Source organism: Achromobacter sp. UMC71 (assembly GCF_014170305.1).
GTDB lineage: Bacteria > Pseudomonadota > Gammaproteobacteria > Burkholderiales > Burkholderiaceae_B > Achromobacter.
In genome coordinates this window covers 279,909-295,451 of record NZ_LZZT01000045.1, presented here as the reverse complement: position 1 = coordinate 295,451, position 15,543 = coordinate 279,909, and the positions used below count along the sequence as shown (strand labels likewise).

13 protein-coding genes are annotated in these 15,543 nt (G+C 69.1%); 5 read left to right on the top strand and 8 right to left on the bottom strand.

The features are described 5' to 3' along the window. Window positions 1-54 precede the first annotated feature (54 nt). A complete protein-coding gene (locus tag A9974_RS22225; RefSeq protein WP_183006329.1) occupies window positions 55-930 on the top strand; it encodes a LysR family transcriptional regulator in 876 nt (291 codons plus the stop codon). 69 nt (window positions 931-999) lie between these two features. Here A9974_RS22225 and A9974_RS22220 read toward each other — a convergent pair whose 3' ends face one another. Both A9974_RS22220 and A9974_RS22215 read right to left on the bottom strand, forming a co-directional pair. Beyond that, the gene (locus tag A9974_RS22220; protein WP_183006328.1) at window positions 1,000-1,446 is read right to left on the bottom strand and encodes a universal stress protein; all 447 of its coding nucleotides are present in this window, start codon (window positions 1,444-1,446) and stop codon (window positions 1,000-1,002) included. Window positions 1,447-1,555: 109 nt separating this feature from the next. Next, a complete protein-coding gene (locus tag A9974_RS22215) occupies window positions 1,556-2,242 on the bottom strand; it encodes a GntR family transcriptional regulator (RefSeq protein ID WP_183006327.1) in 687 nt (228 codons plus the stop codon). Between the two features lie 316 nt (window positions 2,243-2,558). On the opposite strand from A9974_RS22215, the gene A9974_RS22210 reads away from it, so the two are divergent. Continuing rightward, a complete protein-coding gene (locus tag A9974_RS22210) occupies window positions 2,559-3,611 on the top strand; it encodes a D-cysteine desulfhydrase family protein (RefSeq protein WP_183006326.1) in 1,053 nt (350 codons plus the stop codon). Window positions 3,612-3,679: 68 nt separating this feature from the next. Here the strand turns inward: A9974_RS22210 and A9974_RS22205 are convergent, their stop codons facing one another. Genes A9974_RS22205 through A9974_RS22180 form a run of 6 tightly spaced genes read right to left on the bottom strand, consistent with a single transcriptional unit; the run spans window position 3,680 to window position 12,353 of the window. After that, window positions 3,680-4,666 carry a tripartite tricarboxylate transporter substrate binding protein gene (locus A9974_RS22205; RefSeq protein ID WP_183006325.1) on the bottom strand — a complete coding sequence of 329 codons (987 nt, stop codon included), beginning with the start codon at window positions 4,664-4,666 and terminating at the stop codon, window positions 3,680-3,682. 39 nt (window positions 4,667-4,705) lie between these two features. Continuing rightward, window positions 4,706-6,637, bottom strand: a complete 1,932-nt coding sequence (locus A9974_RS22200; protein WP_183006324.1) for an acyl-CoA synthetase — start codon at window positions 6,635-6,637, stop codon at window positions 4,706-4,708. Between the two features lie 17 nt (window positions 6,638-6,654). Then, window positions 6,655-7,788 carry an acyl-CoA dehydrogenase family protein gene (locus A9974_RS22195; protein WP_183006323.1) on the bottom strand — a complete coding sequence of 378 codons (1,134 nt, stop codon included), beginning with the start codon at window positions 7,786-7,788 and terminating at the stop codon, window positions 6,655-6,657. A 9-nt stretch (window positions 7,789-7,797) separates the two neighbouring features. After that, window positions 7,798-9,006, bottom strand: coding sequence for an acyl-CoA dehydrogenase family protein (locus A9974_RS22190; RefSeq protein ID WP_183006322.1), 1,209 nt, complete (start codon window positions 9,004-9,006; stop codon window positions 7,798-7,800). An 11-nt stretch (window positions 9,007-9,017) separates the two neighbouring features. Next, complete coding sequence (locus A9974_RS22185; RefSeq protein WP_183006321.1) at window positions 9,018-10,199, bottom strand: acetyl-CoA C-acyltransferase; 1,182 nt, start codon at window positions 10,197-10,199, stop codon at window positions 9,018-9,020. Between the two features lie 33 nt (window positions 10,200-10,232). Continuing rightward, window positions 10,233-12,353, bottom strand: a complete 2,121-nt coding sequence (locus tag A9974_RS22180; RefSeq protein WP_183006320.1) for a 3-hydroxyacyl-CoA dehydrogenase NAD-binding domain-containing protein — start codon at window positions 12,351-12,353, stop codon at window positions 10,233-10,235. Between the two features lie 236 nt (window positions 12,354-12,589). On the opposite strand from A9974_RS22180, the gene A9974_RS22175 reads away from it, so the two are divergent. The 3 genes from A9974_RS22175 (at window position 12,590) to A9974_RS22165 (ending at window position 15,535) form a co-directional block, all read left to right on the top strand. After that, the gene (locus A9974_RS22175) at window positions 12,590-13,519 is read left to right on the top strand and encodes a LysR family transcriptional regulator (RefSeq protein WP_183006319.1); all 930 of its coding nucleotides are present in this window, start codon (window positions 12,590-12,592) and stop codon (window positions 13,517-13,519) included. Window positions 13,520-13,667: 148 nt separating this feature from the next. Next, window positions 13,668-14,951 carry a hypothetical protein gene (locus A9974_RS22170; protein ID WP_183006318.1) on the top strand — a complete coding sequence of 428 codons (1,284 nt, stop codon included), beginning with the start codon at window positions 13,668-13,670 and terminating at the stop codon, window positions 14,949-14,951. After that, entirely contained in the window at window positions 14,933-15,535 is a 603-nt protein-coding gene (locus tag A9974_RS22165) for a hypothetical protein (RefSeq protein ID WP_183006317.1), read from the top strand. Before A9974_RS22170 ends, A9974_RS22165 begins: the two co-directional genes overlap by 19 nt. Window positions 15,536-15,543: the final 8 nt, after the last annotated feature.

The following is a 15,543-nucleotide window of genomic DNA, read 5'->3' as shown; positions in this document are numbered from 1 at the left end:
GCTATAAAAAGTTTGATTGCATCTATAAAATTGATGAATAAAACAGGAGCAACCATGAACTGGACCTTGGATCAGCTCAGGCATTTCGCGGCGGCGGCCGAGGCGGGCTCGTTTTCGGCGGCGGCCCGGCAACTGGGCCGGGCCCAGTCCGCCGTCAGCACGTCGCTGGGTTTGCTGGAAGCGGACCTGGGGGTCGAGCTGTTCGACCGCTCGCGCCGCAACGCCACGCTGACGCAGGCCGGCGAGGTGCTGCTGCAAGAGGCGCGCGAGCTGCTGCGCCAGGCGGCCGGGCTGGAACAGCGCGCGCTGTCGTTCGCCGCCGGGCAGGATGCGCGACTGTGCGTGGCGCTGGACGAAGCCTTGCCGTACTTGGTGCTGGGCGAACTGGTCAAGGAAGTGTCGGCGCGCTTTCCGGCGCTGGAACTGACCCAACTGAACGGCACGGCGACCGAAGTCGCGGACTACGTGCAGCAGGGTCGTGCCAGCGTGGCTTTCCATTTCGACCGGGGCGATCCCGGCCCGGCCTTCGCGCACCGCTATCTGGGCGACGTGGGGCAGGCTATCTTCGTGGCGCGCGGGCATGCGCTGGCCGCGCTGTCCGAGGTGACGCGCAACGATCTGGCGCGGCATCGCCAATTGGTCATGCAGATGGAAGGGGTCGAGGATGTGGTGATAAGCCCGTCGGCCTGGCGCTCGGACAGCTTCTACAGCATCGCGGCGATGGCGGCCGATGGGCTGGGGTGGGCGATCCTGCCGTTGAACATCGCCGAATACGAGGGCTACCGCAACGACCTGGTCAGCGTGCCGTGCACGGGCCTGTCGCTGCCGCCGCTGTCGGTGCGCACGCTATGGCTGCAGGGCGGCACGCCCAGCCCGACCGAGCGCTGGATGCAGGAACGCATGGGGCAGCTGCTGCGTACGGGGGCGTGAATCCTCGCCGCTGCGGGCTTGCCGGATCGTCGCGGTGTTCGCCAAGGCGGTCTTGGCGGCCGCCTGGCCTCAGCCTTTCTTGCGGTACACCAGTACCGGCGTGGTGGAATGCGCCAGCACCTTCTGTGTCTGGCTACCCAGCACCACGGCAGCCATGCCGCGGCGTCCGTGCGAGGCCATGGCGATCAGGTCGCAATGGCGCTCGCGGGCGGCGTCGATGATGGCCTGGTAGGGGTCTTCGTGGGTGGCGCGCAGCGTTTCGCACGGCACGCCGGCTTCGCGCGCCTGCGTGGCCGCCGCGCTCAGCAGCCGTTCGGCCTGGGCGCGGATCTGGTCCTGGTATTCGTTCAGGTTGTGGGCCACCTGCGCCGCGCCCATGGCGAACACATGGAAAGGTTCTTCGACCGTCAGGATGGTGACCTGGGCGCCCAGCGCGCGGGCCAGGTCCAAGGCGTTGACGACGCCCTCGGAGGACAGGGGCGAGCCGTCCGTGGGGATGAGGATGTGCTTGTACATGGTGTCTCCCGTACTTGTGCCGCGGCCCCCGCGAATGGCGGCCATCTACGTAACACTGTATCGGGCAGGCACGCGGCGCGGTTTGCGCGGGATCAAACCCGGCGCGCGTTCAGCTCAGCAGCGCGGTGACCAGATCGCCGCCGGTGCGGTCGTCTTCATTGAAATCCAGCGCGGTCTGCACGTGTTCCAGGTGCTCGTCCATTAGCGCGCAGGCGCGTTCGGTGTCGCCGGCGCGGGCGGCCTCGATGAAGGCATGGTGCTCGCGCGACGAGCAACTGGCGTCGTGCGAGCTCTGGTACAGCACGGTGATCACGGCGCTGCGCGCGGACAGTTCGCGCAGCATGCCCGTCAGCACCGAATTGCCGACCGTTTCGGCCAGCAGGATATGGAAGTCGCCCAGCAGGCGGTTGCGGGCCTGCACGTCGCCGCTTTCCACGGCCGCGCGTTCCTGGGCCAGGTGGGCGTCGATGCGGCGGTAGTCGGCCGCGGTGGCGCGGGCCACGAATTCGCGCGCCAGCGCGGCTTCCAGGATGCGGCGGACGGCGTAGACCTCGCGCGCCTCGTTGGCGTCGGGCTTGCTGACGAAGGCGCCCTTGTCGGGCACGATGTTGATCAGCTTGTCCTTGGACAGCATCAACAGGGCCGCGCGGATCTTGGTGCGGCTGACCTTGTAGACCCGCGCCAGGGCCTCTTCACGCAAGCGGGTGCCGGGGGGCAGGCGGTGGGCCACGATGGCGGCGGCGATGGCGCGGGCGATGTCGTCGGCGCTGGGGTCGGGAAGGGCTTGCTCGGTCATTAGGCGCGGCAACGAAGGCCGACAGGGGAAGACGCAGGGCAGTCAGTCTAGCAAAAACGCGTACAGGAAAGGCAACATTTATTGCATACCAAACTTGTGCGCGGCGGCCCCGCGTCCCGCAATCCCGGACTTGGCGGGCGCAACCTGTCTTTGCGCGTCGTACTGCCGGGTCCAGGGCCTGCCCCCTGCGTGCATCGACCTGGACGCCTGGCGCGAGGAACCGCAAGGTCATTTTGCCGTATCCTGCTGCGGTCCGTTCGGCTTGCCCGCCGAGCTTTGCCCAGCTCGCCTTCACCCTTGTTTCAGGAACGCATCCATGTCCACTGGCCTGTCGTCCGCGCTGCAGCGCTTTCCCCGTTACGCCTTGCTTGACGGTCCCACGCCGATCCAGCGCCTGACCGGCCTGGAAGCGGCCCTGGGCGCCGCGGCCAACGGCGTGCGCTTGTATGTCAAACGCGATGACCACATGTCGCTGGGCGGCGGCGGCAACAAGCTGCGCAAGCTGGAATTCCTGCTGGGCGACGCGCGGCAGCAGGGCGCCGACACTGTGGTGACGGTGGGCGGCCTGCAATCGAACCATGCACGCCTGACCGCCGCCGCCGCCGCGCGCGCCGGCATGGCCTGCGAACTGGTGCTGGGCCGCGTGGTGCCGCGTAGCGACGTGGACTACGAAGAAAACGGCAATATGCTGCTGAACCGCCTGCTGGGCGCGGTGGTGCACGACCTGCCCGTGGGCGCCGACGCCATGGCCGCGGCGCTGGAACGGGTGCGGGCGCTGGAATTGTCGGGCCGCCGCGTCTACCTGGCGCCATTGGGCGGGTCCACGCCCACCGGCGCGCTGGGCTATGCGGCCTGCGCGCTGGAAATCCTGGAACAGTCACGCGTGCTGGGCGTGGATTTTTCGCGCATCGTGGTGGCCAACGGCAGCGCCGGCACACATGCGGGCCTGGCGGCCGGGATGATCGCGGCCGGTCTGCCGGCCGCCAAGGTGCAATCGTTCACCACGCTGGCCGACGCGGCCGTGGCGCACACCAAGACCGTCGACCTGACGGCGGCGACCTTGACGCTGTTGGGGCAGGGCGAGGGCGTGGCCACTTACGCGCCGCCCGCGCCCGGCGATATCCAGGTCGACGGCAGCCAGCGCGGCCCGGCCTACGGCGTGCCCACGCCGGCCATGGTCGAGGCGGTGCAATGCCTGGCGCGCAGCGAAGGGCTGCTGCTGGACCCGGTGTATTCAGGCAAGGCCTTCGCCGGCCTGTTGGCCGACGTGCGCGCCGGCTGCCACGCGCCGGGTTCGGATGTGCTGTTCGTGATGACGGGCGGCGCGCCGGGGCTGTATGCGTACAGGACCGCATTCCGAGCGCGCTGAATGCATTCGGGCCAGGCCGGGCGCATGCCGGATCTGGCCCGTGAAAGACAGCGTCGAGCCGACCCGTCTCAATCCTTGGCCATCAGCCCCAGGTACTCGATGAGCCCCTTTTCCTTTTTGTAAGTGGCCTGCGCCCACGCCTGGTAGTCGGCGCTGTCGCGGTAGACGGGCTCCTGGTTAAGCTGCTTCATCACCTCCGTGCTGGCCGGGTCGAACAGCGCCTTCTTGAAGGCGTCGTGCAGCACCTTGACCACCGCCGGGTCCATGCCCTTGGGGCCGGCCAGGCCGTAGGGCGACGTGGAGCTGACCTTGTAGCCCAGTTCCAGCGCCGTGGGCACGTCGGGCCAGCGGGTGGTGCGCTTTTCGCCGAAGGTGACCAACAGGCGCATCTTGCCCGAGTCCACGAACTGGTCCCAGCCGGTGCCGTCGCTTTGCGCCATGACGTGGCCGCCCAGCAGCGCCTGCTGCATGTCGGCGTTGCCCTTGTAGGGCACGTGGTTCAGCTTGACCTTGGCATTGAGGGCGACCTCTTCCATCAGCAGGTGCGGCGACGAACCCACCCCGGTCGAGCCGTAGTCGATGGTGCCCGGGTTCTTGCGCGCCGCTTCAATGTATTCGTTGAAGGTCTTGAACGGCGAGTCCGCGCGCACCGTGACGCCGAAGGTGTAGCCCGACAGCCCGATGATGAAGGTGAAGTCGTTGATCGGGTCCCAGGTGGTCTTCTGCATGTAGGGCATGCGCAGCATGGCCAGCGTGTACAGCGCCACCGTGTAGCCGTCGGGCTTGGCGGTGCGCGACATGGTGGCCGGACCCAGCGTGCCGCCCGCGCCAGGGCGGTTTTCGACGATGACGGTCTGGCCCAGATACTTGGAGGCGTCCTGCGCCACGATGCGCAGGTGGCGGTCGGTGGACCCGCCGGCCGGGAATGGCACGATCACGGTGATGGGCTTGTTGGGAAAGGCGCTTTGCGCCAACGCGGCGGGCGCCAGTACGGCGCCCGTCAGCGACAGCAGCAGGGCGCCCAGGCAGGTTCTGCGCAGCGGGTGGTGGGGCATGGGGTTGTCTCCTGTGTGTTTTTTATGGGGTTCCGATCGTCAGCCGCGCAAGGCGACCTTGACCGGCAATCGATCCAGCGCCGCGCGCAACTGCTCCTTCAGCGGCGCGGAGGTGGCGGCGTCGACGTCGACGGCGACATCGGGCTGCGCATCGGCTTGGACACGGAACAGCGGGCTGTCCGGTTCCAGACCGGCGTCCTGCAATACCCGCGCCACGACCGCCTGCACCGACACCGCGGTGGCCAGGCGGCGCAGATCGGGCTTGTAGATCTTGCCGACGTTGGTCATGGGCATCTGTTCGAGCACGATGACCCGCTTGGGGCGCGCCGGGCCTTCGTCGACATGGGCGGCGGCGTAGGCCACCAGATCGGCCTCGGACACCTGTGCGCCCTCGGCCAGTGTGACGAAGGCGATGGGCAATTCGCCGGCGTAGGGGTCGGGCGCGCCGACCGCGGCGCAGATGTGCACCGCCGGGTGCGTGGCCAGCGCATCCTCGATGGTCTTGGGATCGATGTTGTGGCCGCCGCGGATGATCAGGTCCTTGGCGCGGCCCTGCAGGTGCAGGCGGCCCTCGGCATCCAGGAAGCCGACGTCGCCGCTGATCAGCCAGCCGTCCTCCGTGAAGGCGCGCGCCGTGTCCTCGGGGTCCAGAAAGCCCGGGATCACATTGGGCGACTTGAACAGCAACATGCCGGGCTGGCCAGGCGGCAGCTCGCGGGCGGGCTGGCCCGCGGGCGTGTCCAGCGCGGCCACGCGCACCTGCACATAGGGCAGCGGAAAGCCCACGCAATTGACCGGAAAGCGCGAGCCCGGCGGCGTGATGGACGTGATGCCGGCCATTTCGGTCATGCCCAGGCTTTCGTTGACATGCAGGCCGAACAGGCGCTCGAAGCGCGCGGCCAGCTCGGCGGGCAAGGGCGCGGCGCCTGTGCGGCAATAGCGCAGCGACGAGATGTCGGCGCCCGCCAGCGGGATGTCGGCCAGCGCGGCCAGGATGGTCGGCACGCCTTGCAGCGAGGTGGCGCGGTGGCGCTCGACCAGCCGCCAGTAGTTGCGCAGCACATCGCGGTTGCGCAGCAGCAGCGGCGTGGGAATCACGGTCTGCACGCCGGCCGACAGCGCGGCCAGCGAGGCCGGCAGTACGCCCGCCACATGGAACAGCGGATAGCCGTTGATCACCACGTCACCCGGCCCCGCGCCTTGCAATTGAACCGCGGCCCAGGCCGTGAAGACCTGGTTGGCGTGGGTGTGGATGGCCAGCTTGGGCGCACCGGTGGTGCCGCCCGTGTGGAAATACGCGGCCACGTCTTCGGCGCGGATGACCCGTTCGCTGACCAGGCGGTCCATCGGCTGCTCGGCCCGCGCCGCATTGAAGTCCCGCGCGAAGGCCGGCAGGGCGGGGCGCTGGTCGGGCGCCTCGTCGTGCGGCGCCACGCGCAGCAGGGTCTTCAGGGACGGCACGCGTTCATGCAGGCGCAGGGCCTTGGACCAGGCGCCGCATTCCACATCCGAGCCATAGGCGATCAGCGCCTTGGCACCGGCGGTGGTCAAAAGCGAGGCCAGCTTGTCCTCGGTCAGCAGCGGGTTCAGTGGCTGCACGATGCCCGCGGCCTCGCCGCCCCACAGCGCCAGGTGGTATTCCAGGCAGCCGGGCAGCAGCACGCCCACGGCGTCGCCCGCGCCGATGCCCAGGCTGTGCAGCAGATTGGCGGTCTGGTGGATGCCGGCCAGCAGCTCGTCGTAGCGCCAGACGATCGGCGGATCGTCGGGATCGGCGCTGCGCAGGAAGGTCAGCGCGGGGCGTGCGCCGAACGCGGCGGCCGAGTTGCGAAAGATCTCGTAGGTGCTTTGCACCGTCAGCGTCTCGGCCAGCGGCCGGGCGGCCAGGCGCTGGACGTCGGCCGCGGTCTTGACCGGAAACGGCGCCGAAAACGGCGGGGCGATGGGCGGGGCGGCGTAGGCCTGGGTCATGGTCGTCTCCTGGCCATTCATGCCTGTCCCAGCGCGATGTAGCGGCGCAGGTGGTGGTCTTCGTCGCCCAGCTGGTGGTCGATCATCACCAGGCGCTTGGCGTAGTGCGCCAGCGGCAGTTCCCAGGTCATGCCGATGCCGCCGTGCAGCTGGATGCTTTCCTCTGCCACCAGCGTGCCGATGCGGCCGATGGTGTATTTGGCCGCCGAGAGCGTGCGTTCGCGGGTGACGCGGTCGGGGTGGTCCAGCGCCGCGGCGGCATTGATGACCGCCGAACGCGCCTGCTCGATTTCCAGCAGCACGTCGGCCATGCGGTGCTGCAGCGCCTGGAAACTGCCGATGGGCACGCCGAACTGGCGCCGCGTGCGCAGGTATTCCAGGGTGGCGTCGCGGGCGCAGTCCATGGCGCCCACGGCTTCGGCGCACAGCGCCAGGATGCCGCGGCCGGTGGCGTATTCCAGCAGCGCATAGCCGGCGCCGGGCTCGCCCAGCAGGCTGTCGGGGCCCAGGGCCACCTGGTCGAACGTCAATTCCGCCGCGCGGCCGCCGTCGATCAGGCCGTAGCCGCGCGTGGTCAGCCCCGGCGTGCCGGCGCTGACCAGGAACAGGCTGATGCCGGCCTCGTCGTCGCCGGCCCCAGCGGTGCGCGCCGACACCAGGAACAGGTCGGCGTGCTCGCCCGCGGTCACCACGGCCTTGGCGCCGTTCAGCACCCAGCCGTCGCCGCTGCGCTCGGCGCGCGTGCGCACGTCGGACAACGCGTAGCCGGACTGCGGTTCGGCGGCGGCCAGCGCAGCGGTGATGCTGCCCGCGATCAGGCCGTCCAGCGCCTCGCGCTGCGCCGTGTTGCCGGCCTGGGCGATGGCGCTGCCCACCATCAGCGCGTCCAGGAAGGGTTCCAGCACCAGGCCGCGGCCCAGCGCCTCGAACACCACGCTGATGTCGAACCCGGCGCCGCCCAGGCCGCCCTGTTCTTCGGCGAACAGCGCGCCGATGGCGCCCAGTTCGGCGTAGCGGCGCCAGAACTCGGGGTTGTAGCCTTGCGGCAATTTGGCGTTGCGCTCGCGGGTGGCGAAGTCGTATTGCTCTGCGACAAAGCGGCGCAGCATATCGGACAGCATGCGCCGGTCTTCGGTGTGTTCAAAGTTCATGGCCGGCCTTTACAGTCCCAGGATCATCTTCGAGATGATGTTTTTCTGGATTTCGTTGGAGCCGCCGAAGATCGACAGCTTGCGGTTGTTGAAGTACTGCGCCGCGGCGCTGTCGGCGCCGTCCGGGCCGATGGGCGCGGCGTCATAGCCGTCGTGCAGGGCTTCAGGCACGAAGGGGCGGGCGTACGGCCCCATTGCGCGGCGGTTCAGCGCCGTGATTTCCTGGCGGATCTGCGTCCCGCGGATCTTCAGCATCGAGCTTTCGGCGCCGGGCGCGCCGCCGCCGGCCGCCGCCGCCACCACGCGCAGGTTGGTGGTGCGCATGTTGGCCAGTTCGATTTCCACTCGCGCCATGCGGGCCGCGAAGTCCGGGTCCTGGTCCAGCGGCCGGCCGTTTTTCTTCTGGCTGGCCGCCACGGCTTTCAGGCGTTCCAGCGCGGCCGTGGACTGGCCCACGCCGGCGATGTTGGTGCGCTCGTAGGTCAGCAGGTACTTGGCGCAGGTCCAGCCGCGGTTCTCTTCGCCCACCAGGTTCTCGACCGGCACCCGCACGTCGGAAAAGAACACCTCGTTGACTTCGTGTTCGCCATCCAGCGTGATGATGGGGCGCACTTCCACGCCGGGGCTGGCCATGTCGATCAGAAGAAAGCTGATGCCTTCCTGGCGCCGGCCTTCGCTGGACGTGCGCACCAGGCAGAAGATCATGTTGGCGTACTGGCCCAGCGTGGTCCAGGTCTTCTGGCCGTTGACGATGTAGTGGCCGCCGTCGCCGTCATTGCCCCGTACGGCGGTGGTGTTGACCGACGCCAGGTCCGAGCCGGCGCCGGGTTCGGAATAGCCCTGGCACCACCAGTCGGAGCCGTCCAGGATGCGCGGCAGCAAATGGCGCTTCTGGGCCTCGTTGCCATACTTGATCAGCACCGGGCCCAGCATGCTCAGGCCGAACGGCACGATGCGCGGCGCGCCGGCCAGCGCGCATTCGTTATCGAAGATGAACTTCTGCGTGGTGCTCCAGCCGGTGCCGCCGTATTCGACCGGCCAGTGGCTGGCCAGCCAGCCCTGGCGGTTCAGGATGGCGTGCCACTCGACCATGTCGGCGCGCGCCAGCAGCTTGCCCTGCGTGACCTTGGCCGACAGGCGCTCGGGCAGGTTCGTCGCCAGGAAGGCGCGGACCTCGTCGCGGAAGGCGTTTTCTTCGGGGGTGAATTCCAGATCCATGACGCGGTTCCTCAGTAGATTTCAAACAGGCCGGCCGCGCCCATGCCGCCGCCCACGCACATCGTGACGACGGCGTAGCGCGCGCCGCGGCGGCGGCCTTCGATCAGCACGTGGCCGGCCAGGCGGGCGCCGGTGACGCCGAACGGATGGCCCAGCGCGATCGAGCCGCCGTCCACGTTCAGGCGGTCCATCGGGATGCCCAGGCGTTCCTGGCAGTACAGGGCTTGCGAGGCGAAGGCCTCGTTCAGTTCCCACAGGTCGATGTCCTCGACTTTCAGGCCGTGGCGCGCGAGCAGCTTGGGCACGGCGTAGACCGGGCCGATGCCCATTTCGTCGGGCTCGCAGCCGGCTACCGCCAGGCCGCGGAACGCGCCCAGCGGGCGGATGCCGGCGCGCTCGGCCTCGGCCGCTTCCATGAGCACGCAGGCGGCCGCGCCGTCGGACAGCTGCGAGGCGTTGCCGGCGGTGACGAACTGACCGGCGCCGCGCACCGGTGCCAGCGCGGCCAGGGCCTCGTAGGTGGTGCCGGGGCGGTTGCAGGTGTCCTTGTCCACCGTCACTTCGCGTTCGGACACGGCGCCGGTGGCGCGGTCGGTGACCGACATGGTGGTGGTGACGGGGATGATTTCCTCGCGATAGCGGCCGGCGGCCTGGGCCGCTTCGGTGCGCGCCTGGCTTTGCGCGGCAAAGCGGTCCTGCGCTTCGCGGCTGATGCCGTAGCGGGCCGCGACGATGTCGGCGGTTTCGATCATGGGCAGGTAGAGCTCGGGCTTGTTGGCCACGATCCAGGGGTCCATACCGCTGACGCCGTCGTCACGGGTGCGGATGTGCGAGACGCATTCGATGCCGCCCGCGATCATGGCGGGCGCGCCGTCCATGACGATGCGGGCCGCGGCCGAGGCGATGGCCTGCAGGCCCGAGGCGCAATAGCGGTTGACGGTGGCGCCGCCGATGCTGACCGGCAGGCCGGCGCGGATGACGGCCTGGCGGCCGATGTTGCGGCCGGTGGCGCCCTCGGGATAGCCGCAGCCCAGGATGGCGTCTTCGATCAGCGCGGGGTCGATGCCGCTGCGTTCGACGGCGGCGCGCACCGCGTGGGCGGCCAGCGTGGGGCCGGCGATCAGGTTGAATTCGCCGCGTTGGGCCTTGGTGATGGGCGTGCGGGCGGTGGAAACGATAACGGCTTCGCGCATGTCGGTGTCCGGTAGGTAAAGGGGGGCAGGGCTTCAGGCCGCCTGGTTCAGGCTGGCGAAATCGCGGCCGGCGTCGGCCAGCTGCACCAGCAGCGGCGACGGTTTCCAGAACGCGGGGTCTTCCTGGGCGAACGCGCGGATGTCGGCCAGCACATTCGCCAGGCCGACGCGGTCGGCGTAGTGCATCGGCCCGCCGCGATGGCGCGGAAAGCCGTAGCCCGACAGGAACACCATGTCGATGTCCGACGGCCGCAGCGCGATGCCCTGGTGCAGCACGTTGGCCGCCTCATTGATCATGGCGGCCAGGTAGCGCCGCTGGATGTCCTCGTGGCTGAACGGGCGCGGGGTGACGCCTGCGCGCCGGCGTTCGGCGTCGATGATGGTCAGCACTTCAGGGTCGGGCTTGCCGCTACGGGCGCCGTCGGGGTACAGATAGAAGCCGCGGCCGGTCTTCTGGCCGAACCAGCCCCGTTCGCACAGGCGGTCGGGAATCTGGACGTAGCGCAGCGCCGGGTCGCGCGTGGCGGCGCGGCGCTTGCGCGTGGCCCAGCCAATGTCGCCGCCGGCCAGGTCCGCCATCTGGTAGGGGCCCATCGGGTAGCCGAACTCGCGCACGGCCGCGTCGATGTCGTAGGGCGAGGCGCCGTCTTCCATCATCATGTCCGCCGCCTGGCGGTGCACGGCCAGGATGCGGTTGCCGATGAAACCGTCGCAGACGCCGGCGCGCACTGGAATCTTGCGCAGGCGGCGCGCCAGCTCGAAGCCGGTGGCGACGGTGTCGGCGCCGGTCTGGCGGCCCACCACCACTTCCAGCAGCTTCATGATGTTGGCCGGCGAAAAGAAGTGCAGCCCCAGCACGTCGGCCGGGCGGCTGGTGGCCTGGGCGATGCGGTCCACGTCCAGGTACGACGTGTTGGTGGCCAGCACGGCGCCGGGCTTGGCCACGCGGTCCAGCTGCGCGAACACGGCGAGCTTCACGTCCATGTCCTCGAACACGGCTTCGATGACCAGGTCGGCGTCGGCCAGCGCGTCGTAGCTTGTGGCCCCCGTGTAGCGGTCCAGCCGCAAGCCACGTTCGTCCGCGCTCATGCGGCCCTTCTTGACCAGCAGGTCGTAGACCTGTTCCACCCGCTTGCGGCCGCGTTCCAGCGCGGCGTCGTCCTGCTCGACCATGACGGTGGACAGGCCGGCGTCCAGCAGGGCCACCACGATGCCCGCGCCCATGGTGCCGCCGCCGATCACGCCCACGCGCTCCAGCGGGCGCGGCTTGGCTTCTTTCAATTCGGGGATCTTGGCGGTGTCGCGTTCGGCGAAGAACGCGTGGATGAGGCCGGCGCGCTGCGGGCTGTCCAGGCATTGCAGAAACAGCGCGCGCTCGGTGGAGAGGCCCTCGTCAAACGGCTGTTCGACGGCGGCGCGCACGGCCTGGACGATCTTGGCGGGCGAGAACAGGCCGCGCGCCGTGGCGGCCACGTGTTCGCCGGCGGCGGCAATGGCGGCCAGCGCGGCGGCCTTGTCGGCCAGGGCGCGGCCGTCGCGGCTGCGGCGCGGCTGGGCGCCTTGCGCCAGCAGGCGGCGCGCGTAGTCCAGGCCGGCAGCCAGCGGATCGGAACCGGCGGCCAGTTCATCGGCCAGGCCGGCATCGACGGCAGCCTGGGCGGATAGGGGCTTGCCAGACAGCATCAGGTCCAGCGCGGCCTGGGCGCCGATGAGACGCGGCGTGCGCTGGGTGCCGCCGGCGCCGGGCAGCAGGCCCAGCGTGACTTCGGGCAGGCCCAGCTTGGCGCTGGCCAGCGCCACGCGGTAGTGCGCGGCCAGCGCCACTTCCAGGCCGCCGCCCAGCGCGGCGCCCTGCAGCGCCGCCACGACGGGTTTGGCGCAGGCTTCGATGCGGTTGCAGACGTCGGGCAGGCTGGGCGGGATGGGCGGCTTGCCGAATTCACGGATGTCGGCGCCGGCGATGAAATTCTTGCCCGCGCCGGTCAACAGCACGGCCTTGATGTGCGGATCGGCCTCGGCCTGGTCGATGGCGCTTGCCAGGCCGGCGCGCACGGCGAAACTCAGGGCATTGACGGGGGGATGATCGAGGCTGACGACAAGAATGTCGCCGTCGCGGCGCGTATGGACCGCGCCGGCGTTTGCGCTGGCTGTCATGGGACAGTGTCTCCGGTAGGGCTCGCCGCCCGCACCGGCCTGGCCCACGCGCACCGGCGACGGATCGCTCGGGAGGCACGCCGGTCGGCGGACGCGGCGCAGTCACGGCGCCTGGCGGGCCAGGGACGGCCCGTCTTGTAGTTGCTTATTCTTTCTCAGTAAAGAAGTCTTGACAATGACATCAATAATTGACATTGACGATAAAAAAAATTGACAATCGGTCGAGGAGATTCGACATGGACACCAAAGCCCTGACCTTGCTGGTAGAGATCCTGGACGCGGGCAATCTGAGCGAAGCCGCGCGCCGCCTGAAAATGACCCGCGCCAACGTCAGCTACCACCTGACCCAGCTGGAACGCGCCGTCGGCATGCAACTGCTGCGGCGCACGACGAGGCACGTCGAACCCACGGAAATCGGACTGAAGCTCTATCAACACGGCCGCAGCATCCAGGACGAACTCGCGGCGGCGCGCGAAGCCGTCGAAAGCCTGGGCAAGACGCCCCAGGGCAAGGTTCGCCTGAGCGTGCCCAGCGGCTACGGCCAGTTCGTCATGACCCCGTGGCTGCTGGAATTCAAGAAGACCTATCCCGACATTGTGCTGGACGTGCTGTTCGAGAACAGCGTCGACGACCTGCTGCGCGACGAGGTCGACATTGCCGTGCGCATCATGTCCGAGCCGCCGCAGAACCTGGTGGCGCGCGAACTGGGCCAGGTGCGTTACGTGGCCTGCGCCTCGCCGGATTTCGCTGCCGCCCGGGGCCTGCCGCAACGGCCCGAAGACCTGACGCGCCTGCCCGTCATCAGCGCCGCGGTCATCGGCCGGCCGTTGCGCCTGTCCGCCTATTACGGCGGCCAGCCGCGGCAGCACGTGGTGCTGGAGCCCACCATCATCTCCCGCAACTACGCCTTTCTGCGCGACGCCATGCTGGCCGGCCTGGGGGTGGGCGTGGTGCCTGACTATGTGGTGCACGACGACGTCGCGCGCGGCGATCTGCTGGCCGCGTTGCCGCAATGGCGGCTGAGCATCTTCGGGCGCGGCATGTACATGCTGTACATGCCCAACCGCCACCACCCGCGCGCCATCGCCATGCTGATTGAATTCATCCAGCAGCGGGCCCAGGCGGCGCACGAAGGCCGGCCGGGGTTGCTGGGCGCGGGGGAGTAGGGCGAGGGCCGCGGCCCCGCCTGGGGGCCGGCGCCCGGACGCCTTGCCGGGGGCAGTGCGGGTTAGCGAGGTTTGACAAAAAGAAACATAATGATAAAAATCCCGTCGTCGTTCCGATCCATTGCGGGCCTTTTCTTGCGGAGCAAGTATGGCTTTCGTGTTCTGGTGCCGGCTCCTGTCCGGCAGATGGCGTGCGGGCATGCTGGGGGTGGTCGGATTATTGGCGGGGTGCACGGGCGGTGAGCCGAACGTCGGCGATCGCTACACCGCCTACACCCCGATCTACGCGGATAACCGCAGCTTCTATCTGGTACCCGGCGCCAACGCGGCCGACGTCGTGCGCAGACTGGAATTGACCGGCGTGCCAGCCTCGGACGAAGCCGACCAGCAACTGGCGGTGCCCGCCAACGAACCCCTGTCCATCCTGATGCGGTCGGTCGAGATTCCCGCGCGCCAGGACGCCTCCGGCAAGAAGACGGCGGGCATCGACGGGCCGGCGGACTACGCCGTGCTGTTGGACATCGGCGCCAAGGACGACGGCAGCACCGAGTCCATCGTGGTCTGGTATCAACGTGGCGTGCAGCCCGACCAGTCCTTGAACTTCTCGAACCTGCTGGTCTATTACGTGCCGCGCTGGGACGAACGCGTGGCGCCTTACTTCCGGATCAGGGTGATGGACGTCACGGCCGAACGCAACGCCGAAACCCTGCGCGCCCTGAACCGGGCGCAAGGCGTGGTCGGCGGCGCGCTCAATCTGGTCAGCAATCCGCTGGTGTCGCCGCTGGCGGGCGTGGCGTTCACCGCCGCCGAACTGGTGCTGGCCAACCGGCGCAACCGCCTGGTGCTGGAATACAGCGTGCAGCTGTATTCGCAGGCCGCCGTCAGCCGGTCGACCGGCGCCAACCTCGGCATGCTCAAGCAGGGCTCCTACGTGGTGGTGGGCCGGCCGGACGGGGAAACGCGCAGCTTCTGGGGCAAGGCGCTGACCTACAACACGCGCACCAATCAGGTCATGGACGGCGCCACGCCGCTGAACGTGCCGACCGCGCTGCTCTCGGTGGGCACGTTCGACAGCATCGTGCCCAAGTCGGTGATGGAACGGTCGGTCGCGCTGACGGCGCTATTGAGCAAGGTGGGCGCGGGCGCGTCGATCGAGCAGGTCGGCGATGCGCAGGCCCGGTTGCAAGCGGCGCTGACCGCCTATCTCCTGGGTGAACGGCTGACCCGCTATCGCGACGAGGCCGCGCTCAAGCTGATCGTCAAGAAGCTGGGCGAGAAGGAATTCTCCGACTCGCTGGGCAGCGAAGAGGCCTTTTTCCTGCTGCGCGGCCTGAACAATTGCTACCGCCTGTCGACGCCGCTGGCGAGCCTGGAAGAGTTCCGCCGCTTTGCCGACAAACCGGAGTCCAAGTCATGCGCCGCCCGATCGTAGCGTCGCGGCAGGGCGAGGCGGGCGGCATGATTCGCTTGTTGCCGCGGTTGCTGTTGTCGGCCTTGGTCGCGGTGTTGTTCGGTGGTTGTGCGGCGTCCTCGCGGCCGGCGCCGGCTCCGGCTGCCGTGGTGCCTGCGTCGGCTTCCGCGTCTGCGCCCGACTCAGGCGTCGCGCCGGCGTCGATCGTGCCGCCGTTGGCGCTGCAGCTTTCCCGCTCGTTCTCGCATCGCCTGCTGGTGCCGCCTTTGCAGCTGACGCAGATTGCGCTGGCCAAGGACGTGCCGGATGCGCGGGCCGCGATGCGCCGCTTCGCCGAGGCCGCCCCGTCTGCATTGGCCGCGCGGGGGCTGCTGAACGCCCGGTCCGCGCTGGAACCGGAAAGCGGCTGGCTGACGCTGGTGTTCCGCTCCAGAGGTTACGATTGGGCATTCGGCCTGCAGTTCAGCGTGGACGGCGGCGGCAGCACCTTGACCGTGCGTCTGCGCACCGCGGGCGCCGTCGACAACCGCGACCCCAGGCCGGAGGAAATGGACGAGTACATCGGCATCCTGGCGTCGGCGGTGCTGGAGGTGTTTCCATATTGAGCCGGCGA